Origin of the sequence: Herbaspirillum sp. LeCh32-8, assembly GCF_017814915.1 — a bacterium.
Classification (GTDB): domain Bacteria; phylum Pseudomonadota; class Gammaproteobacteria; order Burkholderiales; family Burkholderiaceae_D; genus Herbaspirillum.
In genome coordinates, this window is sequence record NZ_JAGIPZ010000013.1 from 72,297 (window position 1) to 96,351 (window position 24,055).

General features: G+C 64.4%; 21 protein-coding genes. 12 read left to right on the plus strand and 9 right to left on the minus strand.

What is annotated here, in order from left to right; translation table 11 throughout:
* Window positions 1-14 precede the first annotated feature (14 nt).
* Window positions 15-3,374: a transglutaminase family protein gene (locus J8I26_RS19485; protein ID WP_209608769.1), complete on the minus strand. Its 3,360-nt coding sequence runs from the start codon at window positions 3,372-3,374 to the stop codon at window positions 15-17.
* Between the two features lie 174 nt (window positions 3,375-3,548).
* Complete coding sequence (phaZ, locus tag J8I26_RS19490; RefSeq protein ID WP_209608770.1) at window positions 3,549-4,799, minus strand: polyhydroxyalkanoate depolymerase; 1,251 nt, start codon at window positions 4,797-4,799, stop codon at window positions 3,549-3,551.
* An 89-nt stretch (window positions 4,800-4,888) separates the two neighbouring features.
* Between phaZ and J8I26_RS22845 the strand changes: the two genes are divergently transcribed.
* From J8I26_RS22845 to J8I26_RS19515, 6 genes are all read left to right on the plus strand, one after another.
* The gene (locus J8I26_RS22845) at window positions 4,889-5,023 is read left to right on the plus strand and encodes a hypothetical protein (RefSeq protein ID WP_280868902.1); all 135 of its coding nucleotides are present in this window, start codon (window positions 4,889-4,891) and stop codon (window positions 5,021-5,023) included.
* A 104-nt stretch (window positions 5,024-5,127) separates the two neighbouring features.
* Entirely contained in the window at window positions 5,128-5,784 is a 657-nt protein-coding gene (locus J8I26_RS19495; RefSeq protein ID WP_209608771.1) for a glutathione S-transferase family protein, read from the plus strand.
* Window positions 5,785-5,897: 113 nt separating this feature from the next.
* Window positions 5,898-6,335, plus strand: a complete 438-nt coding sequence (locus tag J8I26_RS19500) for a cupin domain-containing protein (protein WP_209608772.1) — start codon at window positions 5,898-5,900, stop codon at window positions 6,333-6,335.
* Window positions 6,336-6,607: 272 nt separating this feature from the next.
* Complete coding sequence (locus tag J8I26_RS19505) at window positions 6,608-8,035, plus strand: circularly permuted type 2 ATP-grasp protein (RefSeq protein WP_209608773.1); 1,428 nt, start codon at window positions 6,608-6,610, stop codon at window positions 8,033-8,035.
* Window position 8,036: 1 nt separating this feature from the next.
* Entirely contained in the window at window positions 8,037-9,032 is a 996-nt protein-coding gene (locus J8I26_RS19510; protein ID WP_209608774.1) for an alpha-E domain-containing protein, read from the plus strand.
* 143 nt (window positions 9,033-9,175) lie between these two features.
* A complete protein-coding gene (locus tag J8I26_RS19515) occupies window positions 9,176-10,054 on the plus strand; it encodes a peptidase (protein WP_209608775.1) in 879 nt (292 codons plus the stop codon).
* A gap of 125 nt (window positions 10,055-10,179) precedes the next feature.
* On the opposite strand, the gene purM is transcribed toward J8I26_RS19515, so the two are convergent.
* Window positions 10,180-11,223, minus strand: coding sequence for a phosphoribosylformylglycinamidine cyclo-ligase (purM, locus tag J8I26_RS19520; RefSeq protein WP_209608776.1), 1,044 nt, complete (start codon window positions 11,221-11,223; stop codon window positions 10,180-10,182).
* Between the two features lie 103 nt (window positions 11,224-11,326).
* On the opposite strand from purM, the gene J8I26_RS19525 reads away from it, so the two are divergent.
* The 6 genes from J8I26_RS19525 to J8I26_RS19550 all read left to right on the plus strand — a co-directional run bounded on the left by J8I26_RS19525 (window position 11,327) and on the right by J8I26_RS19550 (window position 16,479).
* Window positions 11,327-12,415, plus strand: coding sequence for an AI-2E family transporter (locus tag J8I26_RS19525; protein WP_209608777.1), 1,089 nt, complete (start codon window positions 11,327-11,329; stop codon window positions 12,413-12,415).
* A complete protein-coding gene (gene hda, locus J8I26_RS19530; RefSeq protein WP_209608778.1) occupies window positions 12,412-13,125 on the plus strand; it encodes a DnaA regulatory inactivator Hda in 714 nt (237 codons plus the stop codon). Before J8I26_RS19525 ends, hda begins: the two co-directional genes overlap by 4 nt.
* Window positions 13,122-13,805, plus strand: a complete 684-nt coding sequence (locus J8I26_RS19535) for an HAD-IB family hydrolase (RefSeq protein WP_209608779.1) — start codon at window positions 13,122-13,124, stop codon at window positions 13,803-13,805. Before hda ends, J8I26_RS19535 begins: the two co-directional genes overlap by 4 nt.
* Complete coding sequence (gene pcnB / locus J8I26_RS19540) at window positions 13,802-15,361, plus strand: polynucleotide adenylyltransferase PcnB (RefSeq protein WP_209608780.1); 1,560 nt, start codon at window positions 13,802-13,804, stop codon at window positions 15,359-15,361. The genes J8I26_RS19535 and pcnB overlap by 4 nt, the downstream gene beginning before the upstream one ends.
* 35 nt (window positions 15,362-15,396) lie before the next feature.
* On the plus strand, window positions 15,397-15,885 hold the full coding sequence (gene folK / locus J8I26_RS19545; protein WP_209608781.1) for a 2-amino-4-hydroxy-6-hydroxymethyldihydropteridine diphosphokinase: 489 nt from the start codon (window positions 15,397-15,399) through the stop codon (window positions 15,883-15,885).
* Window positions 15,886-15,984: 99 nt separating this feature from the next.
* On the plus strand, window positions 15,985-16,479 hold the full coding sequence (locus J8I26_RS19550; protein WP_209608782.1) for a GFA family protein: 495 nt from the start codon (window positions 15,985-15,987) through the stop codon (window positions 16,477-16,479).
* A 77-nt stretch (window positions 16,480-16,556) separates the two neighbouring features.
* Here J8I26_RS19550 and J8I26_RS19555 read toward each other — a convergent pair whose 3' ends face one another.
* The 6 genes from J8I26_RS19555 to J8I26_RS19580 all read right to left on the minus strand — a co-directional run bounded on the left by J8I26_RS19555 (window position 16,557) and on the right by J8I26_RS19580 (window position 24,036).
* Window positions 16,557-17,837 (minus strand): EAL domain-containing response regulator, encoded by a 1,281-nt coding sequence (locus J8I26_RS19555; RefSeq protein WP_209608783.1) that lies wholly within the window; start codon window positions 17,835-17,837, stop codon window positions 16,557-16,559.
* On the minus strand, window positions 17,815-19,020 hold the full coding sequence (locus J8I26_RS19560; RefSeq protein WP_209608784.1) for a chemotaxis response regulator protein-glutamate methylesterase: 1,206 nt from the start codon (window positions 19,018-19,020) through the stop codon (window positions 17,815-17,817). The genes J8I26_RS19555 and J8I26_RS19560 overlap by 23 nt, the downstream gene beginning before the upstream one ends.
* Window positions 19,021-19,114: 94 nt before the next feature.
* A complete protein-coding gene (locus J8I26_RS19565; protein WP_348635346.1) occupies window positions 19,115-19,894 on the minus strand; it encodes a CheR family methyltransferase in 780 nt (259 codons plus the stop codon).
* 50 nt (window positions 19,895-19,944) lie between these two features.
* A complete protein-coding gene (locus J8I26_RS19570; RefSeq protein WP_209608786.1) occupies window positions 19,945-20,541 on the minus strand; it encodes a chemotaxis protein CheW in 597 nt (198 codons plus the stop codon).
* Between the two features lie 48 nt (window positions 20,542-20,589).
* Entirely contained in the window at window positions 20,590-22,173 is a 1,584-nt protein-coding gene (locus tag J8I26_RS19575) for a methyl-accepting chemotaxis protein (RefSeq protein ID WP_209608787.1), read from the minus strand.
* A gap of 72 nt (window positions 22,174-22,245) precedes the next feature.
* A complete protein-coding gene (locus J8I26_RS19580) occupies window positions 22,246-24,036 on the minus strand; it encodes a methyl-accepting chemotaxis protein (protein WP_209608788.1) in 1,791 nt (596 codons plus the stop codon).
* Window positions 24,037-24,055: the final 19 nt, after the last annotated feature.

The following is a 24,055-nucleotide window of genomic DNA, read 5'->3' on the forward strand; positions in this document are numbered from 1 at the left end:
CGCGCGCGCTTGAGTTAGAAGTAGCGCAAGTCTAGCGTAAAAGGAAACTCGATAGACGGCCGCGCGGGCTGGATATCGAATTTTCCCGGCGTATGGTTCAGGCGGAAATAGCGCGCCAGGCGACGGCTCTCGGCCTCGAAGGCATTGACCGGGAAGGTCTCGTAATTGCGCCCGCCCGGATGCACCACGTGGTACTGGCAACCGCCCAGGCTGCGGCCGTTCCAGGTGTCGACCAGGTCAAAGGTCAGCGGCGAGTCGACCGCTATCGTCGGATGCAGCGCCGAAGGCGGCTGCCAGGCGCGGTAGCGGATGCCGGCCACGAACTGGCCCACCGTGCCGGTGGGCTGCAGCGGCACGGCCACGCCGTTGCACGTCAGCACGTAGCGATCGGAGGCCATGCCGCCGACCTTCACCTGCAAGCGCTCCAGCGACGAATCCACATAGCGCGCGGTGCCGCCGGCGGTGCTCTCCTCACCCAGCACGTGCCACGGCTCCAGCGCGGTGCGCAGCTCGATCTCCATGCCCTTGACCGCATAGTCCCCGATCTTGGGGCAGCGGAACTCCATGTGCGGCGCGAACCACTCGGCCTTCACGCCATAGCCGGCCTCGTTCATGTCGGCGATGACGTCGCGGAAATCCTGTTCGATGAAATGCGGCAACAGGAAACGGTCGTGCAGCTCGGTGCCCCAGCGCACCAGGCGCGCCGGCTTGTAGGGCTGCTTCCAGAAACGCGCCACCAGGCCGCGCAGCAACAACTGCTGGGTCAGGCTCATGCGCGCATGCGGCGGCATCTCGAAGGCGCGCAGCTCCAGCAGCCCCAGGCGGCCGGTGCTGCTGTCGGGCGAATACATCTTGTCGATGCAGAACTCGGCGCGGTGGGTGTTGCCGGTGACGTCGATCAGCAGGTTGCGCAGCAGGCGATCCACCAGCCAGGGCGGGCAATCGCCCTTGGCGACCTGCTTGTCCATCTCGGCGAAGGCCAGCTCGATCTCCACGGTGGAGTCGTTGCGCGCCTCGTCGATGCGCGGCGCCTGCGAGGTCGGCCCGATGAACATGCCCGAGAACAGGTAGGACAGCGAGGGATGATTGTGCCAATAGGAAATCAGGCTGCGCAGCAGGTCCGGCCGGCGCAGGAAGGGCGAATCGCCGGTGGTGATGCCGCCCAGCACCATGTGGTTGCCGCCGCCGGTGCCGGAGTGGTGGCCGTCGAGCATGAACTTTTCGGTGGTCAGGCGCGAGGCGCGCGCGGCGTCGTACAGGTGAGTGGTCTGCTCGACCAGCTCGCCCCAGTTGTTGGCCGGCTGGATGTTGACCTCGATCACGCCGGGGTCGGGGGTGACGCTGAACTTGCGCAGGCGCGGATCGTTGGGCGGCTCATAGCCTTCCAGCAGCACCGGCTGCTTCAACTCCTCGGCCACCGACTCGATGGCCGCCACCAGTTCCAGGTAATGCTCCAGCTGCGACAGCGGCGGCATGAACAGATACAGCACGCCGTTGCGCACTTCTGCGCACAGTGCGGTGCGGGTAATCCAGTTGGCCGATTCGAACTGCTCCGGCACGGCTTGCGTCGCATGCGCGGCGCTGCCGTTGCCGGTGCCCATGACAGCAGCGGCAGATGCGCCCGGCGCGGCGACGCGCGCGGCAGGCTCCTGCGGGCTGCCGACCTGCCGGCGAATGGCGGCGGCGCTGGGCAAGGGGCGGAACAATTGCGACGGATCGGCCGGATGCACCGACGGATGCTCGCTGCCGCTGACCCAGGGTAGCGAATCGAGCGGCATGCGATAACCCAGCGGCGAGTCGCCCGGATACAGGTAGCAACGCTCGCTGCGCAGGAACCAGGATCCGCTCTGCCAGCCGTGGCCGTCAAAGCGGCGCGCCAGCGGCAGCACATGGCCCACCGCGCTTTGCAGGCCCTGGGTGAATACGCGCATCAGGCGCTCGCGCTCCTGCTTGTCGTCCACGCGCGAATCAAAAGGGTCGACGTTGCCCGGCAGGCGACGCTCGCGCCACAGGTAGTAGAACACGTCCTCGTAAGCCGGGAACACGTTCTTGCCGTCCACCTGCAGGCGCTGCGCCACGCGATGCAGGAAGTGGCTGGTGACGATCTTGTCGGCCACGTTCGGTTTGGTTTCGTCGCCGATCAGGGCCGGGTTGTGCCAGATCGGTTCGCCGTCGCGACGCCAGTAGCAATTCAACGCCCATCGCGGCAACTGCTCGCCCGGATACCACTTGCCCTGGCCGAAATGCGGCAGGCCGTGCAACGCGTACTTGTTGCGCATGCGATGGTAGAGCTCGGCGGCCAGCGGCTTCTTGGTCGGCCCCATGGCGGCGGTGTTCCATTCCGGCTCGTCCGGATAATCCAGCGCGACGAAGGTCGGCTCGCCGCCCATGGTCAAGCGCACGTCGCCTGCGGCCAGCTCGGCGTCGATGGCATGACCCAGCGCCTCGATCGCGCTCCACTGTTGTTCGGTATAGGGCTTGGTCACGCGCGGCGCTTCCCAGATGCGCTTGACGCTCATCAGATGCTCGAACTCGACCTCGCAGGGATCAACCAGGCCTGACACCGGCGCCGCCGATGCCGGCTCCGGCGTGCAGGACAAAGGGATGTGGCCTTCGCCGGCGAACAGGCCCGAGGTCGGGTCCAGCCCGACCCAGCCGGCGCCCGGCAGGTAGACCTCGCACCAGGCGTGCAGGTCGGTGAAATCGGCCTCGGGGCCGGAGGGGCCGTCCAGCGACTTCTGGTCGGCGGTCAGCTGGATCAGGTAGCCGGAGACAAACCGCGCCGCCAGGCCGAGGTGACGCAGCAGCTGCACCAGCAGCCAGGACGAGTCGCGGCAGGAGCCGGACTTCAGCGCCAGCGTCTGCTCCGGCGACTGCACGCCGGGCTCCATGCGGATGGTGTAGTCGATATGGTTGGCCAGCTTCTGGTTGAGCTCGACCAGGAAGTTGGCGCTGCCCTTCTTCTCGCGCGAGATGCCGTCCAGGAAGGTCTTGAACAGCGGCGACAACGGCAGCTTCTGACGATAGGGCAGCAGCTCGTTTTGCAGCTCATCGGCATACTCGAACGGGAACTGCTCGGCATACGGCTCAAGGAAGAAATCGAAGGGATTGATGACCGACATCTCGGCCACCAGGTTCACCTCGATCCTGAATTCAGTGGTCTTCTCGGGGAACACCAGGCGCGCCATGTAGTTGGCTTCGGGATCCTGCTGCCAGTTGATGAAATGCGGCTCGGGCAGGACCCGCAGCGAATAGCTCAGGATGCGGGTGCGGCTGTGCGGCGCCGGGCGCAGGCGGACTATTTGCGGTCCCAGGTTGATGGCACGGTCATACTTGTACGAAGTGACATGGTTCAACGCCACGTGAATTGACATGTAGATCCTTTACGGCATGCAAATGGTTGAAGTGCTGAGGTTCGCCGGACATACAGGCGCGCCGCCGGTCATGCCCGCCTGTTCTTGCCGCGCTCCATTCTTCCCGCGCTTTGTTACCTCTTCTTTACCCTTTTTACCCTGTTCCCTGCGGGCGGCGATGCTCAGCCGCCGTGCCTACCTGTGGTGCATATTAATGAAATCACGCAGGCGCGGATAGATCTCGTTGTCCCAGCGGCGACCGTTGAAGACGCCGTAATGCCCCACCGCCGTCTGAACATGGTGCAGCCGCATGTAGGGCCGGATACCGCTGCACATTTCCTGTGCAGCGACGGTCTGGCCGACGGCGCAGATGTCGTCCTTTTCGCCCTCGATGGTGAACAGCGCGGTGCGGCGTATGGCGGCCGGTTTCACCACGCGTCCCTGGTATTGCAGCTTGCCCAGCGGCAGCGCATGCTCCTGGAATACCGCGCGCACGGTCTCCAGGTAGAACTCCGCCGGCAAGTCGGACATGGCGAAGTATTCCTCATAGAAGGTCTGGATCTGCGCGGCCTTCTCGTCCTCGCCGTCGACCAGGTGGCGGTACAGGTTGCGAAAGGCGTCGACGTGGCGGTTCAGGTTCATGTTCATGAACGCCGCCAGCTGCACGAAGCCGGGATACACGCGCCGGCCGGCGCCGCGATGGCGCGCCGGCACGGTGCTGATCATGTTCTTTTCAAACCATTCGATGGGCTTGCTCTTGGCCAGCGCGTTGACCGCGGTCGGATTGACGCGCGTGTCCAGCGGGCCGGCCATCAGCGTCATGGTGCGCGGCTGGGCCGGGTTGTCGTCCTCGGCCATCACCGCGGCGGCGGTCAGCGCGGCCACGGTGGGCTGGCACACGGCCAGCAGGTGCGCGCCCGGCCCCAGCACACCGAGGAAGGAAATGACGTGGGAAACGTATTCATCCAGGCCGAACTTGCCGTGCTCCAGCGAGATGTCGCGGGCGTTGTGCCAGTCGGTGATGTAGACGTCGTGATGGCGCAGCAGCGTCTTGACGGTGCCGCGCAGCAGCGTGGCGAAGTGGCCGGACATGGGCGCCACCACCAGCACCTTGGGCTGCTCTTCCAATGTTTCCTTGCGCAAATCTTTGCGCGCATCTTTACGAAACCGTAGCAGGCTGCAAAACGGCGTGGCAGCCACGACTTCCTCATGCACCGCAATCGTGCGTCCGCCGTCTTCCACATTCGGAATGTCGAAGTCAGGCCGCGCGTGGGTCAATTGCGTACGCGCAAAGACGTCGCAGGCCGAGGCCAGCTTGCGCATGAGCGGATTGGCCGGCAAACCCGGCCATTCGACGCCGAACACCGGCACCAGCATTCGGGCGGAGGCCCGCAGCGGATCGGTGGCGTCGGCGTATTGCTGGTAGAGCTGGTAGGTATTGATCATGAAGACGCCGCCCTTCTCGTTCTGGTTCTCGTTCTGTCTTTTTTGGTCTCGTCCGGCTGCTCGCCCGCACGGCCTTCGATGCAATATGCATGCCACTGGCCATGCGCGGCGCACGCCGTTTGTCGACGCCGCGCCGCGACAAAGCGCCGGGCTGGCACGCGCTTTGCAAGAGCCTCAAGGCAGGCGCCGACATACAGGCCGCCGCTTTCATCCCGCTGGACTGATGCAGGATGAAAGTTGTAACGTCGTCCCGTGCGGCGCGATTTGCGCGTGGCGCAGGCGACGTGCTCAAAGTCAACATTCGCGAAAAGAGACATAAGGGACTGACATGCCTAAAACGACTTTGCGCATCACCAGCAAGAACTACTCCTCATGGTCCCTGCGCGGCTGGCTGCTGGCCAAGTTCGCAGGACTGCCCTTCGAGGAAGACATCGTGCCGCCGGACGACCCGACGGCGCGCGCGGAGATCCTGCTGTTGTCTTCCTCCATCCTGGTGCCCAGCCTCAAACATGGCGACGTGCTGGTATGGGACACCCTGGCCATTGCCGAATACCTCAACGAAATCCGCCCCTCCGCCAAGCTGTTGCCGGGCGACCAGGCCGCGCGCGCGCACTGCCGCTCGGTCTGCGGCGAAATGCATTCCGGCTTCTCGGCGCTGCGCGCGGCCTTGCCGATGAACCTCAAGGCGCACTTTCCCAACTTCAAGGTGTGGTCGCGCGCCGAAGCCGACATCGTGCGCATCACCACCATCTGGAAGGAATGCCTGGCCAAGTACGGCGGCCCGTTCCTGTTCGGCGAGCAGCGCACCATGGCCGACGCCATGTACGCGCCGGTGGTGACGCGCTTCATGACCTACGACGTCAAACTCGACCCGGTGTGCGCGGCCTACGGCAAGCGCATCATGGCCATGCCGGAAATGCAGGCGTGGATCACTGCGGCGAAGAAGGAGCCGGAAGATATCGATGAGCTGGACGTAGAGTTTTAGGACGCCCGATTGCCGTTTTCAGCAATGCGTCCGGGGCGCGGTAACAGCTTGGGCTGACGCCGCGTTCATTTGTCGCAGGCCAAATGCGGGACGCCGCAGAAAGGATGGTTGTGATGAACACCGTAGCTGAAAGCGTACTGGCGGGGAATGTGTTTTCGCACGTGTGCGAGGGCGATACGAAGTACGAGTCGGGCGGCTTGCGCGACTTCTTCCTGTATCGCGACCTGGGCATCGCCGCGGCCACCGGCGGCCAGGTGGTGGCGCAACTGGTGAAGGCCAACATGGCGCCGGAGGAAGGCACCGGCTGGCACCGGCACGAGGCCAACTTCCACATCGTCATCATGCTCAAGGGATGGGCGCGCTTCATGTACGAGCAGGAGGTGACGCTGGTGAAGGCCGGCGACTGCGTGCACCAGCGACCGGGCATCGTGCATTTCCTGTTCGATTATTCGCCCGACATGGAATACCTGGAAATCGTCAGCCCGGCCAACTTCACGACCATCGACATGCCGGCGCCGTGCGCGGTGCCGGCGCCGACGCCCTGGAGCTGAACCGCGTTTCAAGCAGCCGTCGGTCATGCCGGGGACGCGCTTCCCGGCGTGACGGCGATGATGATTTCAAGCCGTCTTCAACGCGCCGAAGGAGCCAAATTCTCGTGACCAGAACCATGAAACTTTCCACTGTCCAAAAGCATATGCCTCTGATAGGCTTATCCAACACACGCCAGCAGGCGCGCGTATTTGCCGCAGATCCCTCAGTCTCATTTGTCGTCTAATTCAACTTAAAAAAGTTCCCGCTCCGGCAGGGAAAAAGAATCAAATTTATGGCACATTTTTTCGATGAGATGTATTCGGGAAGCGCTGCAAGCGACAACCCGCAAGTGCGTCAGCACTACGCCGAATTCGCCAACTGGCTGTCCGCGCAATCGGCTGAAACCATCGCCCGCAAACGTGCCGAGTCCGACCTGATCTTCCGCCGCGTCGGCATCACCTTCGCGGTCTACGGCAACGATGCGGGCACCGAACGCCTGATCCCGTTCGACATCATCCCGCGCATCATCCACAAGGCCGAATGGGCCAAGCTGGAAGCCGGCCTGGTGCAGCGCGTCAAGGCGCTCAACATGTTCATCCACGACATCTATCACGAGCAGAAGATCGTCAAGGCCGGCATCATCCCGGCCGAGCAGATTTTCCAGAACGCGCAGTACCGCCGCGAGATGCAGGATGTGAACGTGGTCAACGACATCTACGCGCACATCGCCGGCGTCGACATCGTGCGCGCCGGAGAGGGCGAGTTCTACGTGCTGGAGGACAACCTGCGCGTGCCCTCCGGCGTGTCCTACATGCTGGAGAACCGCAAGATGATGATGCGGCTCTTCCCCGAGCTCTTCACCCGCCACAAGATCGCCCCGGTCGACCATTACCCCGACCTGCTGCTGGACAACCTGCGCTCGGTGGCGCCGGCCGGCGTGACCGATCCGGTGGTGGTGGTGATGACGCCGGGCATGTACAACTCGGCCTACTTCGAACACGCTTTCCTGGCCCAGCAGATGGGGGTGGAACTGGTCGAGGGACAAGACCTGTTCGTCAAGGACAACGTGGTCTACATGCGCACCACGCGCGGCCCCAAGCGGGTCGACGTGATCTATCGCCGCATCGACGACGACTTCCTCGATCCGCTGGCCTTCCGTCCCGATTCGGCGCTGGGCGTGCCGGGCCTGCTGCAGGCCTATCGCGCCGGCAAGGTGACGCTGACCAACGCCATCGGCACCGGCGTGGCCGACGACAAGTCGATCTACCCCTACGTGCCGGACATGGTGAAGTTCTACCTCTCCGAAGAACCCATCCTCAACAACGTGCCGACCTACCAGTGCCGCAAGAAGGCCGACCTCGACTACACGCTGGCTAATCTCGAAAAGCTGGTGGTCAAGGAAGTGCACGGCGCCGGCGGCTACGGCATGCTGGTCGGCCCCGCCTCCACCAAACAGGAGATCGAGGACTTCCGTGCCCGCGTCATCGCCAAGCCCGACGGCTACATCGCCCAGCCCACGCTGGCGCTGTCGGTGTGCCCGACCTATGTGGAAGCCGGCATCGCGCCGCGCCACCTTGACCTGCGCCCGTTCGTGCTGTCCGGCAAGAACGTGACGATGGTCAAGGGCGGCTTGACGCGCGTGGCGCTGAAAGAAGGCTCGCTGGTGGTGAACTCGTCGCAAGGCGGCGGCACCAAGGACACCTGGATTCTGGAGAAATAAGATGCTCAGTCGTACCGCCGATCACCTGTTCTGGATGGCCCGCTACACCGAGCGCGCCGAAAACACCGCGCGCATGCTGGACGTGCATGTGCAAACCGCCCTGCTGCCGCAATCCACCGACGACGCCGAGCAAGGCTGGCGCGCCGTGCTCGGCATTTCCGAGCTGCTCTACGGCTACAACCAGAAGTACGACAAGCTGACGCAGAAGGACGTCATCGACTTCATGGTGCGTGACCCGAACAACCCGTCCTCGATCGCCTCCTGCCTGCGCCAGGCGCGTGAAAATGCGCGCGCGGTGCGCGGCGCGCTGACCACCGAGGCATGGGAAATCCAGAACGCCACCTGGATCAAGATGCAGTCCTACCTGCAGACCAACGCGCTGGAGCAAAGTCCGGGCGACTTCTTCGAATGGGTCAAGCACCGCTCGCACCTCTCGCGCGGCGTCACCATCGGCACCATGCTGCAGGACGAGGCTTTTCACTTCATCCGCCTGGGCACCTTCCTCGAGCGCGCCGACAACACCGCGCGCATCATCGACGTAAAGTTCCACGGCGCCGGCGAAGCGCAATCGCAAAAGCAGAAACAGAAGCAGTCTCCGCAGGGGCAATCGCAGTCCGACGAGGACGGCGGCCAGATCGACTTTTATTATTGGGCGGCAATCCTGCGTTCGGTGTCCGGCTTCGAGATCTACCGCAAGGTGTATCGCGACGTCATCACGCCGGAACGCGTGGCCGAACTACTGATCCTGCGTCCGGACATGCCGCGTTCGCTGCTGGCGTGCGTGGCCCAGGTGGCGTCCAACCTGAAGCACGTGCACAACGACGTCTCGGCCGACACCGAACGCTTTGCCGGCAAGCTGCACGCCGACCTCGAGTTCGCGCGCATCGAGGAAATCCTCGACGCCGGCCTGCACGACTACCTGACGGTGTTCCTGGAACGCATCTTCGAGCTCGGCAATCGGGTCAGTCGCGATTTTCTTGTTCCTTTGGCAGCATGAATATTCATTTATTCAGCCCTCTCGCCTAAGAAAATTTTGAATCGCGCCGTTAATGTAGGAACACGGCGACAGTGAGCCCCGCTCGCAACTTGTGCCGGCGGGGCTTCCTGTAAAATCCGGTTTTTATATTTTCAGATCAGATCATGACCTATTGCGTTGCCATGCGCCTGAACAGCGGCCTGGTATTCCTGTCCGATTCGCGAACCAATGCGGGCGTCGACCACATCGGCACCTTCCGCAAAATGAGTGTTTACGAGAATCCGGGCGACCGCGTCATGGTATTGATGACTGCCGGCAATCTGTCCATCTCGCAGTCGATCCGCCAGATGGTCAGCGACCGCACCAACGCCGATGGCCGCTCCATCTGGACCGCCACCTCCATGTATGAAGCCGCGCAGATCCTGGGCGACGCCATCCGCGCCGTGCATGATCGCGAGGCCAATGAGCTGGGCAAGTTCGGTATCGATTTCAACGTCAGCATCATCTTCGGCGGACAGATCAAGGGCGAGCGTTGTCGCCTGTTCCAGATGTACTCGGCCGGCAACTTCATCGAGTCGCACGACGAGAACACCTATTTCCAGATCGGCGAAGCCAAATACGGCAAGCCCATCATCGACCGCGTCGTCACCCCGCAAACCACGCTGGACGAAGCCGCCAAGTGCGCGCTGATCTCCATGGACTCGACGCTGAAGTCCAATATCTCGGTCGGCCTGCCGCTGGACCTGCTGGTCTACAACAGCGACGACCTGTCCGTGGGCCGCTTCGTCACCATTGACGAACAGAACCAGTATTTCCAGATGATCCGCCGCAGCTGGGGCTCGCAGTTGAAGCGCGTGTTCGAGGCGATCGACGACCCGGTCTGGGATGCCGCGCCGGAGGCGACGTTAAACGTGCTGTCCTCGTCGTCCGACCACAGCGAACCGGTGCGCGTGGCGCCGCCGTCGGGTGTGGCGCGCAACCCACAAGCCGTGCCGCGCCAGATCCTGGCGCATCAGGACGGCGACTCGGAGCAGGCCAGCTAAGCAATATTGGCGTTCTGACAAAACCCGAACCATGCGTTCGGGCAATAAAAAAGGCTGCAAGCAATTGCAGCCTTTTTTGTTTTCCGCGAGCAACACGGCGCCGGCAGGCGCCGTGTCTGCCGCGATCAGCGCACGATGGTCTGCGCTTCGCCTTCGGCGCGGGCGCGGATGGCGCCGATGCGGTAGACGGTCTCGCCGGCCGCCTTCAGGTGGGCTTCGGCGGCGTCCGCGTTTTCCTTGGACACAATCACGGTCATGCCGATACCGCAGTTGAAGACGCGGTGCATCTCGGCGTCAGCCACGCCGCCGTGCTGCTGCAGCCAGGTGAACAGCGGCGGCATGGTCCAGGACTTGGCGTCCAGCTCGGCGGTCAGGTTGTCCTGCAGCACGCGCGGGATATTCTCGACCAGGCCGCCGCCGGTGATATGCACCATGCCCTTGACTTCCAGCTTCTCCATCAGCGACAGCAGCGGCTTGACGTAGATGCGGGTCGGGGCCATCAGCACGTCGGCCAGCTTGCGGCCGTGGAAGTCGGCGTTCAGGTCCGGCTTGGCGACTTCCAGGATCTTGCGCACCAGAGAATAGCCGTTGGAGTGCGCGCCCGAGGAGGCCAGGCCCAGCACCACGTCGCCCGGGGCGATCTTGGTACCGTCGATGATCTTGGACTTTTCCACCGCGCCGACCGCGAAACCGGCCAGGTCGTATTCGCCGTCCGGGTACATGGACGGCATTTCAGCGGTTTCACCACCGATCAGGGCGCAGCCCGCCTGCTCGCAGCCGGCGGCGATACCCTTGATGACGTCGGTAGCCGACGGCACGTCCAGCTTGCCGCAGGCAAAGTAATCCAGGAAGAACAGCGGCTCGGCGCCTTGCACCAGGATGTCGTTGACGCTCATGGCGACCAGGTCGATACCGACCGTATCGTGCTTGTTCAGATGGAAAGCCAGCTTGAGCTTGGTGCCCACGCCGTCGGTGCCGGACACCAGCACCGGCTCCTTGAATTTCTTGCTGATTTCAAACAGGGCGCCGAACCCGCCAATGCCGCCCAGCACGCCTTCGCGGGTCGTACGCTTGGCAAAAGGCTTGATCGCCTCTACCAGGGCGTCGCCGGCATCGATGTCGACGCCAGCGTCGCGGTAGGAAAGGGAGACATTGGATGGTGAAGTCATGATGAAATATTGCCAGTTAAGACGGTAAAATACGGGATTAGGGCGAAATACGCCCTGCCAAACCGTGATTTTAACAAAACCGACACCCCCGAAGCCCGATTCCATGCCTTTTTCTTTGTCCGAAGAGCAAAAACAAAATCTGGTGTGGCTGATCGTCGGTATTCTGCTATTGAGCCTGCTGGCCGCGCTGGGCCCCATGTTGTCGCCGTTCATCGCCGCCGGCATCCTGGGCTACGCGCTCAATCCCGGCGTGGACTGGATCGCGCGCCGCCGCATCGGACCGGTGCGGGTGCCGCGTTTCGTGGCCGTGACGATCATGGTGCTGCTGCTGATCCTGGCCGCGCTGGCGCTGGTGCTGATCGTGGTGCCGCTGGTGCTGCGCCAGATTCCGCAACTGCAGGCGCAGATCCCGCCGCTGCTGGACAAGTTGAACGCCACCGTGTCGCCGCGCCTGCACCAGCTGGGCATCGACGTGCGCCTGGACCTGGCCGGCATCAAGGCCTTGCTGACCCAGCAGATCAGCACCAGCGGCGATGAGCTGTGGGCCTCGGTGCTGGCCTCGGCGCGGGTGGGCGGTACGGCGCTGCTGGCCTGGGCGGCCAATCTGCTGTTCGTGCCGATGGTGCTGTTCTACCTGCTGCAGGACTGGCATCCGTTCATCAAGCGCGTGCAGACCATGATTCCGCGCCGCTGGGCCGGCCGCATCAACACCATGGCCACCGAGGTCGACGACCTGCTGGGGCAATACCTGCGCGGCCAGTTGCTGGTGATGCTGGTGCTGGCGGTCTATTATTCAGTGGCGCTGACGCTCGCGGGCTTCGACAGCGCCCTGCCGGTGGGCGTATTGACCGGCTTGCTGGTATTCATCCCCTACGTCGGTTTCGGCCTGGGCCTGGTGCTGGCGATCCTGGCCGCGATCCTGCAGTTCGACGGCGCGGTCGGCCTCCTGTGGGTGGCGCTGATTTACGGCGCCGGCCAGGTGCTGGAAAGCTTTATCCTGACGCCCAAGCTGGTCGGCGAGCGCATCGGCCTGCACCCCTTGGTCGTCATCTTTGCCCTGCTGGCCTTTGGCCAGCTGTTCGGTTTCGTCGGCGTGCTGCTGGCGTTGCCGGCATCGGCCATCGTCTCGGTGATCGCCACCCATGTGCGGCGCGAGTACCTGGCAAGTAATTTCTATAACCGTCAGTCATGAAACAGATTCCGCTCGATTTAAGCGCGGACCAGCCGCAAAGCTTCGACACTTTCGTCACTGGCCGCAATGCAGAACTGCTGCAGCGCCTGAAGCTGCTGGCAGCCGGCACGGACACGTCCACGCACACCGCCAGCGCCAGCACTGACCGCTTCATCTACATCTGGGCCGAAGCCGGCGCCGGCAAGAGTCATCTGCTGCAAACCGTGGCCACCGCCGTCGGCCCGCGCGCACGCGTGATCACGCCCGCTTCCGCCAACGAGGCGCAGGACAGCTTCGATTATTCGTCGCAGATTTCGCACTACCTGGTCGACGACGTCGACCAGTTGCACGACGAGGCGCAGATCGCCGTCTTCAACCTGTTCAACCAGATTCGCGAACAGGGCGGCTGGCTGGTGTCCACCGGCAAGCTGCCGCCGACCCGGCTGGAACTGCGCGAAGACCTGCGCACCCGCCTGGGCTGGGGCCTGATCTACCAGATCCACGACCTGTCCGACGACGAGAAGATCGCCGCCCTGCTGCAGGCCACCCTGACGCGCGGTCTCGAAATCCCGCCCGCCGTGCTGACCTACATGCTGACCCACTACCGGCGCGACATGCCATCACTGTCGCGCATGCTCGATGCGCTGGACCGCTACTCGCTGGCGACCAAGCGCGCCATCACGCTGCCGCTGCTGCGCGAACTGTTACAACAGGAATCCGAAGAACAATGAACCTCGCCTTATTCGACCTCGACCACACCCTGCTGCCGCTCGACTCCGACCACGAGTGGGGCGAATTCCTGGCCCGCATCGGCGCGGTGGAAGCGGAAAGCTTCCGCAAAGCCAACGATGAATGGTTCGCCCATTACCAGGCCGGCACGCTGGATCCGATCAAGTACCTCGAGTTCGCCTTCGAGATCCTGTCGCGCTTCCCGCGCGCACAGCTCGACGAGATGCACCGCCAGTTCATGCAGGAAGTGGTGCAACCCGCCATCCTGCCGCAGGCGGTGGCGCTGGTAAAAAAACACCTGGACGACGGCGACCTGGTGGCCATCGTGACGGCCACCAATCACTTCGTCACCAAGCCCATCGCCGAGCAGTTCGGCCGCGTGCACCTGATCGCCGCCATGCCCGAGCTCGACGCCGCAGGCAACATCACCGGCAAGCTGGTCGGCACGCCCACCCTGGGCGCCGGCAAGGTCACCCATACCGACGCCTGGCTGGCCACGCTGGGCCACACGCTGGACAAGTTCGAGCGTAGCTATTTCTACAGCGACTCGCAAAACGACATCCCGCTGCTGGAAATCGTGACCGACCCGATCGCCACCAACCCCAACGCCAAGCTGCTGGCGCACGCGCAGGCGCGCGGCTGGCCCGTGCTGAACCTCTTCGAAGACGGTCACGCACAATGATCAAGAAGCTGATCCGCTCCATCCTGGGCAAGGGCAAGTCCGCGCCCGCCGGCAAATCCACCGAACCCGACGTGCTCGGCCACAAGCAGCACGGCATCGATCCCTCGCTGGTCTCCCCCAACGCGGTGCGCGTGACGCAGACCTTGCAGGACGCCGGCTTCAAGGCCTTCATCGTCGGCGGCGCCGTGCGCGACCTGCTGCTGGCGATCAAGCCCAAGGACTTCGACGTCGCCACCAACGCGACGCCGGAACAGGTCAAGGCGCTGTTCCGCCGCGCCTTCATCATCGGCCGTCGCTTCCAGATCGTGCATGTAATGTTCGGCCAGGAACTGATCGAGGTCACCACCTTCCGCGGCGCCTCCGCCGACAACGCCCCCAAGGACGAACACGGCCGCGTGCTGCGCGACAACACCTTCGGCGAACAGCACGAGGATGCCGAGCGGCGCGACTTCACCATCAACGCGATGTATTACGATCCGGCTTCGCAGACCGTGCTGGATTACCACGGCGGCATCGCCGACATCCGCGCCAAGAAGCTGCGTATCATCGGCGAGCCGGAAGCGCGCTATCGCGAAGACCCGGTGCGCATGCTGCGTGTGGTGCGCTTCGCCGCCAAGCTCAAATTCACCATCGACCCGGCCAGCAGCGCCCCCATCCGCGTGATGGCGCCGCTGATCGACAACGTGCCGGCCGCACGCGTGTTCGACGAAATGTTGAAGCTGCTCATGAGCGGCCACGCGCTGGCCTGCCTGCAGCAACTGCGCAAGGAAGGCCTGCATCACGGCCTGCTGCCGCTGCTGGACGTGGTGCTGGAGCAACCGCTGGGCGAGAAGTTCGTGACCCTGGCGCTGGCCAATACCGACGCCCGCGTCAAGCAGGGCAAGCCGGTGTCGCCGGGCTTCCTGTTCGCCTCATTGCTGTGGCACCAGGTGCTGGAAAAATGGCGCGCCTACCAGGCCGCCGGCGAGTACCCGATCCCGGCGCTGCACCTGGCCGCCGACGACGTGCTCGACGCCCAGACCGAAAAGCTGGCCCTGCAGCGCAAGATCGCCTCCGACATGCGCGACATCTGGGCCATGCAGCCGCGCTTCGAACGCCGCGTCGGCAAGGCGCCGTACAAGCTGCTGGAACACCTGCGCCTGCGCGCCGGCTACGACTTCCTGCTGCTGCGCTGCGAATCGGGCGAATTGGATGCGGAACTGGGCGAGTGGTGGGAAGCCTTCATCGGCGGCAACGGCGCCGAGCGCGAAGAACTGATCGCGCGCAAGCCGGCTGACGCCTCCGCCGGTCCCGGCCCCAAGAAGCGCAAGCGCCGCGGCGGCCGCAGCCGCTCCAAGAGCGACGCTACGGGCGAATCGACGCAGGCCGAATTCACCGTGGAAGACCCCGCACCGGCGCCGAAGGCAGCTGCGACCCCTGCAGCCGAAGCACGTGAAGACGGCGCACCCGCCGACGGCGATGCTCCCAAGCGACGTCGCCGACGCCGCAGCAGCGGTGGCGGCAACTCCGGCAACACCGGCGGCGATGCTGGTCATGCAGCGGCTTCCGGCGAGTAATCCTCGCGCAGGAACCGGCACGCACTGAGTACGCGATGAACCCGCAGCAAACCACCGCCTTCATCGGCATCGGCGGCAACCTGGGCGACGACGCCCGCGCCACGGTCGAGCAGGCCATCGTGCGGCTGGCCGCCCTGCCGCAGGCGCAGCTGCTGCGCGCCTCGTCCTTGTACCGCACCGCGCCGGTGGACTCCAGCGGTGACGACTACGTCAACGCGGTCGCGCAACTCTTCACCTCGCTGTCCCCGCTCGATCTGCTGCATGCGCTGCAAGCCATCGAGCTGGATCACGGCCGCGAGCGCCCCTACCGCAACGCGCCGCGCACCCTCGATCTCGACCTGCTGTTGTATGGCGAGCAGTTGATCGACAATGCCGAACTAGTGGTGCCCCACCCGCGCATGGCGCAGCGCGCCTTCGTACTGGCGCCGCTGCTTGAACTCGATCCGGCCATCACCATCCCCGGCATCGGCCCGGCGCAGCCCTGCCTCGACCTCATCAACGACCAGCCCATCAGCAAGCTCTGACAGCGGCAGCCGCCATCGCGGCACTCTCCCGAACTTCATCGCCTTGCATCGCTCTGAGCGAAACCGGCGCGCGCCGGCAACACGCCAAAGGAGAGACGCATGAAACTGCAAGGATCCTGCCACTGCGGCGCCGTCAGCTTCAGCCTGGAAAGCGACACGCCCTATCCCTATCAGCGCTGCTATTGCTCGATCTGCCGCAAGACCCAAGGCGGTGGCGGCTACGCCATCAACCTCGGCGGCGACTACCGTACCCTGAAGGTGCGCGGCCGCAAAGCCATCAGCATCTATCACGCACGCATGAAGGAGCCGGGCGACAAGCGTGCCCGCATCAGCACCGCACAACGCCATTTCTGTAGCAAGTGCGGCAGCGCGCTGTGGCTGTACAGCCCGGAATGGCCGGAGCTGGTGCACCCGTTCGCCTCGGCGATCGACACACCGCTGCCAGTGCCCCCGGAGCGCACGCACCTGCTTCTCGATTCCAAGGCGCCGTGGGTAGAAGTGGAGAAGAAGAAAAATGACAGGACGTTCCGGCACTTCCCCAAGGAGTCGCTGCTGGAGTGGCACCAGCGCCTGGGCTTGGCCAAGCGCGGATGAGCTGATCGGCGCCGTTGGTCAGCGCCGTTGGTGAGCGCCGTTGGTCAGCTTCGATAGTCAGCAGTCAGCGCGCCGCATCAGACTGCGCCGTTGTTGGCGCCGTCGCCGGCGCCATCGCCCCCGGCCGGCAGCGGACGCAGTTCAGGCAGGCGGCGATGATGACCCTTGAGCCACAAGGGCAGCTCATTGGCCGGCATCGGCTTGGCGATCAGGTAGCCTTGGCCGATGTCGCAACCGAAACTCTGCAACAGGCGCCAGTCCTCCATGGTCTCGATGCCCTCGGCCACGGTCACCAGCTCAAGGCGGCTGGCCATGTCCAGCGCGGACTGCAGGATCACACGCAGGTTCTTGCGCTCATGCGCGCCGTGCACGAAGGAGCGATCAATCTTCAGCTCGGTGAAGGGAATGCGCGCCAGCTGCTGCATCGAGGAAAACCCGGTGCCGTAGTCGTCAATGGACAGCCCGAACCCCTTCAGCCGCAAGCGCGCCAGCATGCCCAATGAATTGCCCTTGTTGGCCACCACCGAACTCTCGGTGATTTCCAGCACCAGCCGGTCCGCCGGCACCGCATGGCGGTCCACCAGCTCGACGATGCGCTGCATGAAGTCCGGTTGCTCCAGCGACAGCGGCGACAAATTCACCGCCACCTTGATCGCCAGCCCGCGGCTGTGCCATACCGCGGCCTGCGCCATGACCTGCTCCATCATGCTCACCGTGAGGTCGTGGATCAGGCCGGTCTGCTCGGCCATGGGGATGAAGCGATCAGGCGGAATCATGCCGCGCTCGGGATGGATCCAGCGCGCCAGCGCTTCCACGCCTTTGAGGATGCCGGTCTGCACGTCGACCTTGGGCTGGTAGTACGGCACCACCTGGCCTTGCGCAATGGCGGCGGCGAGATCGGCCTCGCACATCGACGGACCGGGATCGGCCTGCTTGCGCGCGTCGCTGCGGGCCGGCTTGAAGGTGCGCAGGGCCGATTGCAGCTTGTCCTGGTTAAGCGGCTTTTGCAGCGCCCCGATGACGTGCATGCCCAGCGCCTGGATCATGGTCTCCACCGACAGCAGCAGCGAGGCCTCGCGGCTGGAGGCGACGATCAGCGGCATGCTCACGCCCTTGCTCTGCAGGTGCTGGATCAACTCGATGCCGTCCATGCCGGGCATCTCGAGATCGATCACCGCCAGGCCCGGCGGCAGCTTCAGCAGCGCCAGCAGATCCAGCGCCTCGTTGCCGTTGCCGGCTTCGTAGATCATGTCGATGCCCAGCTCGTGCAGCAGACCCACGGTGTGCTGTCGCTGCAGCGCGCTGTCGTCGACCACCAACGCCGACTCGATCAGCTCATTCAGGTTCTCGGAAGCCATATTGTTCAATCACAGCAGAAATGTTTTCAAGGGAGATGACGTCGCCGACGCCACCCAGCTGTATTGCTTCTTTCGGCATGCCGAAGACGATGCTGCTGCGCTCGTCCTGGGCATAGGTGGCGGCGCCGCGCTCCGCCATTTCCTTCAAGCCGCGGGCGCCGTCATCGCCCATGCCGGTCATGATGATGCCCACCGCATTGCTGCCGGCGGCCTTGGCCATCGATCGAAACAGCACATCCACCGACGGCTTGTGCCGGCTCACCAGCGGACCGTCGATCACTTCCACGAAGTACTGCTGGCCATCGCGCTTGACCACCAGATGACGACCGCCCGGTGCGATCAGAACGCGTCCCGGCACCACCAGGTCGAGGTGCTCGGCCTCCTTCACGTCCACCGGCGAGATCTTGTGCAGCCGCTCGGCGAAACTGCGGGTGAAACTCTCGGGCATGTGCTGCACCACCACCACCCCGGGACTGCGCGAGCTCAGGCCGCCCAGCACGAGTTCCAGCGCCTGCGGCCCGCCGGTGGAAGCGCCGATGGCGACGATGCGTCCGGTCGTCGGATGGAAGGCATCGGCCGCGCCTGGCGCATCCAACACCGCGTCGGCGCTGTGCCTGCGCAAATCCACGATCCAGCCGTCATGATGGCGCAATTCGCGCGGGGGCGCCTTCGGCGCGCGCGTCTCGGCCCGGTGCCCAGACAGCGGCAGCTCGATCGGCTCGAACACTTGCTCCGGGGGCGTCATCGACACGGCGGCTGAAGCAGCGCCGACGCCATTGCGCGTCAACTGCGCCTGCGCCGCGGCGCGAATTGCATTGGCCAGGTCGGCCGAACTGTCCTGCAGGAAGTCCCGCACGCCCAGCGCCGGCTTGGCGATCACGCCTACCGCGCCGGCCGCCAGCGCGTCCATGGTGATATCGGCGCTGCCGTCGGTGCGCGCCGAGCAGATGATGACCGGCGTAGGACGCAGCGCCATGATCTGCTTCAGGAAGGTAATGCCGTCCATGCGCGGCATCTCGATATCGAGCACGATCACGTCCGGCCAATCCTGGCGCATCTTGCGCATGGCGAAGATGGGGTCGGACGCCGTGGCCACCACCTGGATGTCGCTGGTGGCGCTGAGCAGCTCCTGCATCAGCTGACGCACCACCGAGGAATCATCGACCACCATCACCCGGATCATGGCGTCCTCCTGCCGCGCCCACCACCGCGCACGCAACGCTCCCCGCGCGGCCGGCGGCGCGATGCTGCAGCGAGAGTGTCCGGCGCGCGATTCATTACGGCTTCCTGTAGATCGAGGGCGAATGCATTTCCAGCCCCAGGTCCATGCCATGCAGCGACTCCGAATGTCCGACAATCAGATGACCGCCTGGCCGCAGCCGCTTGATCACCGCGTTGAGCACCTGGATCTTGGTCGGGAAATCGAAATAGATAATGACGTTGCGCAAGAAAATCAGGTCGAACTGGCCATCGTCGAAGGCGTCCAGGTCGGTCAGGTTGCGCTGCGCGAATTCGACCTTGCGACGCAGCGCGCCTTCCACCAGGAAATGCCCCTCATAGGCATCGGTGCCGCGCAGGCAATAGCGCCGCAAATACGACGAAGGGATATTCTGCCCGCGCGCCATCGGGTACAGGCCGCGCCGCGCAAAGCTCAGCACCCGGGTGCTGATGTCAGAAGCGAACACCGACCAGTTGCCGACCGGACGATAATGGTCCAGCAGCATGGCCAGCGTGTAAGCCTCCTCCCCGGTCGAGCTGGCCGCGCTCCAGATCCGCAGTGCCTTGTCGCTGCCTAGGGTCGGCAGCAACTCCTTGGCGAGGAAATCGAAATGACTCTGCTCGCGGAAGAAATAGGTTTCGTTGGTGGTGATCAGATCGATCGCGCGTTGACGTTCTTCGGCGCCGTCATCGGCGACAATGAGCGCATGATACTGACTCATCTCGCGCAAGCCGAGCTCCTGCAGGCGTCCGCCAAGGCGACTTTGCAGCAGGGCCTTCTTGGAGACCGGCAGATGCAGACCGATATGACGCTTGAACAGCCGCTGGAACAGCAGCATGTCGTGGTCGCTGACTTCCTGGTCCACCAATGCAGGCCCGGTGTTCATCGCTACTCCTCCCTCCCTTGGGGGAGCCCTTCGGATCCCGCGCGCAGCGTGCGCTCCTCGCCGCCCAGCACGCCGTCCGAACTGATGCCCAAGAGACTGGCCAGTTCATCCACCGACAAGGCCCTGGGTACATCCAGCACCACCACGAAGCGCTCGTTGATGTTGATCATGCCCTCGATGAAATCGGCGCGAATGCCGGCGCCGAACGACGGACGCGGCTCGATGCGATCGGCCTCGACGGTGAGCACCGCGCTGACGGCGTCCACCATCACGCCCAGCAACAACTGCTGTTCTTCCTGAACCAACTCCATGATGATCACGCAGGTGCGCTTGGCCACCACCGTAGGCGCGCGCCCGAAGCGCACCGCCAGGTCAATCACCGGCACCACCGATCCGCGCAGGTTGATCACTCCACGTAGAAAGCTGGGCATCAGCGGCACCTCGGTGAGGCCGCCAAACTCGATGATTTCGCGGATGCTCTCGATGGGCATCGCAAAGCTCTCGGCGCCGACCAGGAAGGTCAGGAACTGGTGGGTTTCCACCACCTCTTCCTGCTGGCGTTTCTTCTGGAAAGCGCCGTTCAACGACACGCTAGGCATTGCTTGCCCTCCTTGCTGATACGGTTTGCATCATGTTGCGTTCCATGTTCACATCGACTCCAGCGCCGCGCCCGGCGCCACGGCCGGCGGCAGCGACAAGCCGCGATTGTTGCGATGCTGGTCGCGCGCGCCCGCATGGCGCTCGCCCAGCGAAAAGTAATGCATCATCTCGCGCAGGTTGATCGCCTGCGCGTTCAATTCCTCGGAGGTCGACGATAGCTCCTCCGACGCCGCGGCGTTGAGCTGCGCGGCCTGCGAAATCTGTCCGACCGCCTTGTTGATTTGCAGCAGTCCGGAATTCTGTTCGCGCGCCGAGAAGGAAATATCATCGACCAGGTCTGCGGTACGGCGAATCGCCGGCAGCATGTCGTCAAGCATTTCGCCGGCGCGCTCGGCCAGCGTCACGCTGCGCGCGGCGACCTCGACGATCTCCTGCGCTGCTGCCTGCGAACGTTCGGCCAGCTTGCGCACCTCGCCTGCCACCACCGCGAAGCCGCGTCCGTGTTCGCCGGCACGCGCCGCCTCGATGGAAGCATTGAGCGCCAGCAGATTGGTCTGGTAGGCGATCTCGTCGATCACGCCGATGCGGCTGGCGATGGTGCGCATGGCCTCGATGGTCTCCCGCACCACCTGCGCGCTGGCCTCCGCCGCCCGCGCTGAATCGCCGGCGATCTCGTTGGTCTTGTGCGCGCCGTCGCTGTTGTGACTGACCGTGGCCGTGATCTGCTCGACCACGGAACTGGTCTCTTCGGCATTGGAAGCCTGGCCGGAAGAGTTCGCGCTCAGGTGCTGCGCCGCCTCCGACAATTGGGCCGAGGCGCTGGCCAGCATGCCGATCGACGTCTTCACTTCATGCAGCACATTGTTCAAACGCTCCATCATCTGCTGCGCGCTGTCGAGCATGCTGCCGCGCCCCAGCGGCGAGATATGAAAGCGCACCGTCAGGTCGCCTTCGGCCGCGCGCTTCAAGGCCCGCATCGCCTCGCCCGGATCGCCGCCAATCTGGCGCGCCAGCACGTAGCGCATCCAGATGCCCAGCCCCAGCGCGAGCGCCATGGCCAACGAGGTGACGGCAAGCATGCTGGTCATGTTGTCGCGCTCGAGCATGTCGGCGCGGGTTTTGTTCACGCCGGCCTGGCGCACGTTCTCGTCGGTCAGCGCCTGCAACTGGTCGCGCACCCGCCCGGACTGCTCCTGCACCCGGGCAACGGCTTCGATTGCCATCGTGCCGGCCATCAGCGGCGTGACGGCCAGTTCGATCAGGCGGCGATAGTCGGCCAGCAGCTGCTCGCACTGTCGCTGCTGCACCGCCTCCAGCTCGGAAAGGATTGTCGTCCCCTTGTAGGCGGCGAAGGCCTTGTCCATGTCGGCCACGCCGGTGCGCACCCGCGCAGCCAAGCTTGCACGATCGGCGGCGGCGTTGGCTCGCTGCAGCAGGACCACGTTCAGCGAAATCGCCTGCGCGTTCTTGCGGGTATCGTTCAGGTTGACGATGGTCAGCAGATTGGAGACGTAAATCTCCTGCAGCAGGCGGTTGACCCGACTGAGGTTGTACGCCCCCTCCATCCCTACCCCGAGGGTGATCAAGGCTCCCACCACGAAGAACACGGCCAGCTTGTTCGACAGTTTCATGACGACCTCTTTGCGTTTCACCGGTCGGGATCCTCCCCCGTCTCCGGCCCCCAGGAACGCGCCGACGGCGCATTAAAAGCGCTTGAACGACGATTCGTCTATCGGTGGCTGGCCGTCGGCGCCATCGAGCATCGACAGCCGGCGCACATTCGCCTCTGCGCCGATGTTGGGCTTCTGGTTCACCACCGTGGCCTCCGGACGAGGCGGCTTCTTGCGCGCCTCGCCGACACGGAAGAACTGCATCAGATCCTGCAGGTGCATGGCCTGCGCGCTCATCTCTTCCGACGTCGCCGACAATTCTTCGGAAGCCGACGCCGTCATCTGCGTGGTTTGCGCCATCTGGTGCACGGCGTTGTTGATCAGCTCCAGGCCGGCCGACTGTTCGTTGGAGGCCGCCGAGATCTCCTGCACCAGGTCGGCGGTCTTGCGAATCGACGGCACCATCTGGTTGAGCAGCCCCCCCGCCTTCTCCGCCAGCCCCACGCTTTGCTCGGCCACCGCGATGATTTCCTGCGCCGCCGTCTGCGAGCGCTCGGCCAGCTTGCGCACTTCGGCCGCCACCACGGCAAACCCCTTGCCATGCTCGCCGGCGCGCGCCGCTTCGATCGCTGCATTCAGCGCCAGCAGGTTGGTCTGGTAGGCAATGTCGTCGATGATGCCGATCTTGCTGGCGATCTGCTTCATCGCCAATACCGTCTCGCGCACCGCCTCGCCGCCTTCGGTGGCGGCGCTGGCGGACTGGCTGGCGATGCTGTCTGTGGTGCGCGCGTTCTCGGCATTCTGGGCGATGGTGGCGGTGATCTGCTCTACCGATGCACTGGTCTCCTCGACGTTGGAGGCCTGCTGCGAGGCCGTGTGCGAGAGCGCCTGCGAGGACGAGGAAATCTGCTCGGAGGCCGAGGCCAGTGAGCTGGCGGTGCCGCCGACGTCGCCGATCACGTCGGTCCATTTATTGACCATCTGCTGGGTGCTGTAGAGCACGCTGACCTTGTCCTTCTTGTGCAGCGGCACGGCCACCGTCAGGTCGCCCTCGGCCACCCGGCGCAGCACGCTCATGGCGTCGCGCGGCTCGCCGCCGATCTGCGAGCGGATGGTGTAGTAGGCGAACCAGAGGCAGGCGAACAGCACCAGCACCGACGCCGCCAGCAGCCAGAAGATCTTGCGCTCGAGGTCCGCATAGTCATACTGGGCGCGCTCCACCTTGGCCTGGGTGCGCTCGTCGACCAGGCGCAGGAAGTCGTTGATCGGGCTCATCACCTTGCCGAACAGGCTGCGATAGGTCTGGTCGAACACCAGCTCCTGCGCCATCGCCTGGTTGGGCGCGCCGACCACGGTGAACTTGCCCTCGCCGTCGTCGAACTCACCCTTGACGGCGTGAAAGGCGGTGATGTCGATCTTGGAGAGCTGATCGGCCACGCCGAGCGCCTCCTGCATCTTGGCCAGCTCCTGCTCGGTGAAACCGGACTGCTTCATCAGCGCCACCAGCGGCACCGGCTTGGCGCCGTTCTCGGCCGGCAGCTTGCGCGCGCTGACCAGGTCCCAGTTGAAGCGATCGTAGTTCTTCGGACGGGCCTGCTTGCCGTTACGGATGTCCATGATCATGTGGTAGCGATCCTCGTCGTTGGGATCGCCCGTGGTGACATAGGCGCGCGCAAACTTGGTCATGTCCTCGGTCGTGCGGCGCAGCTCGTTGGCCAGCGCCGTGGAGGTATAGCGCGACTCATGCGCCCGCTCCAGCGCCAGGTTGGCGTCCTTGAGCGCGCCGGTCAGGCTGACCACTACCGCCACGAGCAGCGAGAGCACCAGCGCCAGCCAGATAAAAAGCTGTTTGATGCTCATCCTGTGGGTCATCGTCGTTTGCATGGTTTTTCCCCCTGTACCG

Coding starts and splice junctions, on each gene's coding strand:
- J8I26_RS19535 (WP_209608779.1), top strand. CDS start 13,122: ATGAACCTCGCCTTATTCGACCTCGACCACACCCTGCTGCCGCTCGAC.
- J8I26_RS19525 (WP_209608777.1), top strand. CDS start 11,327: ATGCCTTTTTCTTTGTCCGAAGAGCAAAAACAAAATCTGGTGTGGCTG.
- J8I26_RS19580 (WP_209608788.1), bottom strand. CDS start 24,036: ATGCAAACGACGATGACCCACAGGATGAGCATCAAACAGCTTTTTATC.
- J8I26_RS19565 (WP_348635346.1), bottom strand. CDS start 19,894: ATGCTGCTGTTCCAGCGGCTGTTCAAGCGTCATATCGGTCTGCATCTG.
- J8I26_RS19555 (WP_209608783.1), bottom strand. CDS start 17,837: ATGGCTTCCGAGAACCTGAATGAGCTGATCGAGTCGGCGTTGGTGGTC.
- J8I26_RS19570 (WP_209608786.1), bottom strand. CDS start 20,541: ATGCCTAGCGTGTCGTTGAACGGCGCTTTCCAGAAGAAACGCCAGCAG.
- J8I26_RS19550 (WP_209608782.1), top strand. CDS start 15,985: ATGAAACTGCAAGGATCCTGCCACTGCGGCGCCGTCAGCTTCAGCCTG.
- folK (WP_209608781.1), top strand. CDS start 15,397: ATGAACCCGCAGCAAACCACCGCCTTCATCGGCATCGGCGGCAACCTG.
- J8I26_RS19510 (WP_209608774.1), top strand. CDS start 8,037: ATGCTCAGTCGTACCGCCGATCACCTGTTCTGGATGGCCCGCTACACC.
- J8I26_RS19575 (WP_209608787.1), bottom strand. CDS start 22,173: ATGAAACTGTCGAACAAGCTGGCCGTGTTCTTCGTGGTGGGAGCCTTG.
- pcnB (WP_209608780.1), top strand. CDS start 13,802: ATGATCAAGAAGCTGATCCGCTCCATCCTGGGCAAGGGCAAGTCCGCG.
- J8I26_RS19485 (WP_209608769.1), bottom strand. CDS start 3,374: ATGTCAATTCACGTGGCGTTGAACCATGTCACTTCGTACAAGTATGAC.
- J8I26_RS22845 (WP_280868902.1), top strand. CDS start 4,889: ATGCCACTGGCCATGCGCGGCGCACGCCGTTTGTCGACGCCGCGCCGC.
- J8I26_RS19505 (WP_209608773.1), top strand. CDS start 6,608: ATGGCACATTTTTTCGATGAGATGTATTCGGGAAGCGCTGCAAGCGAC.
- hda (WP_209608778.1), top strand. CDS start 12,412: ATGAAACAGATTCCGCTCGATTTAAGCGCGGACCAGCCGCAAAGCTTC.
- phaZ (WP_209608770.1), bottom strand. CDS start 4,799: ATGATCAATACCTACCAGCTCTACCAGCAATACGCCGACGCCACCGAT.
- purM (WP_209608776.1), bottom strand. CDS start 11,223: ATGACTTCACCATCCAATGTCTCCCTTTCCTACCGCGACGCTGGCGTC.
- J8I26_RS19495 (WP_209608771.1), top strand. CDS start 5,128: ATGCCTAAAACGACTTTGCGCATCACCAGCAAGAACTACTCCTCATGG.
- J8I26_RS19500 (WP_209608772.1), top strand. CDS start 5,898: ATGAACACCGTAGCTGAAAGCGTACTGGCGGGGAATGTGTTTTCGCAC.
- J8I26_RS19560 (WP_209608784.1), bottom strand. CDS start 19,020: ATGATCCGGGTGATGGTGGTCGATGATTCCTCGGTGGTGCGTCAGCTG.
- J8I26_RS19515 (WP_209608775.1), top strand. CDS start 9,176: ATGACCTATTGCGTTGCCATGCGCCTGAACAGCGGCCTGGTATTCCTG.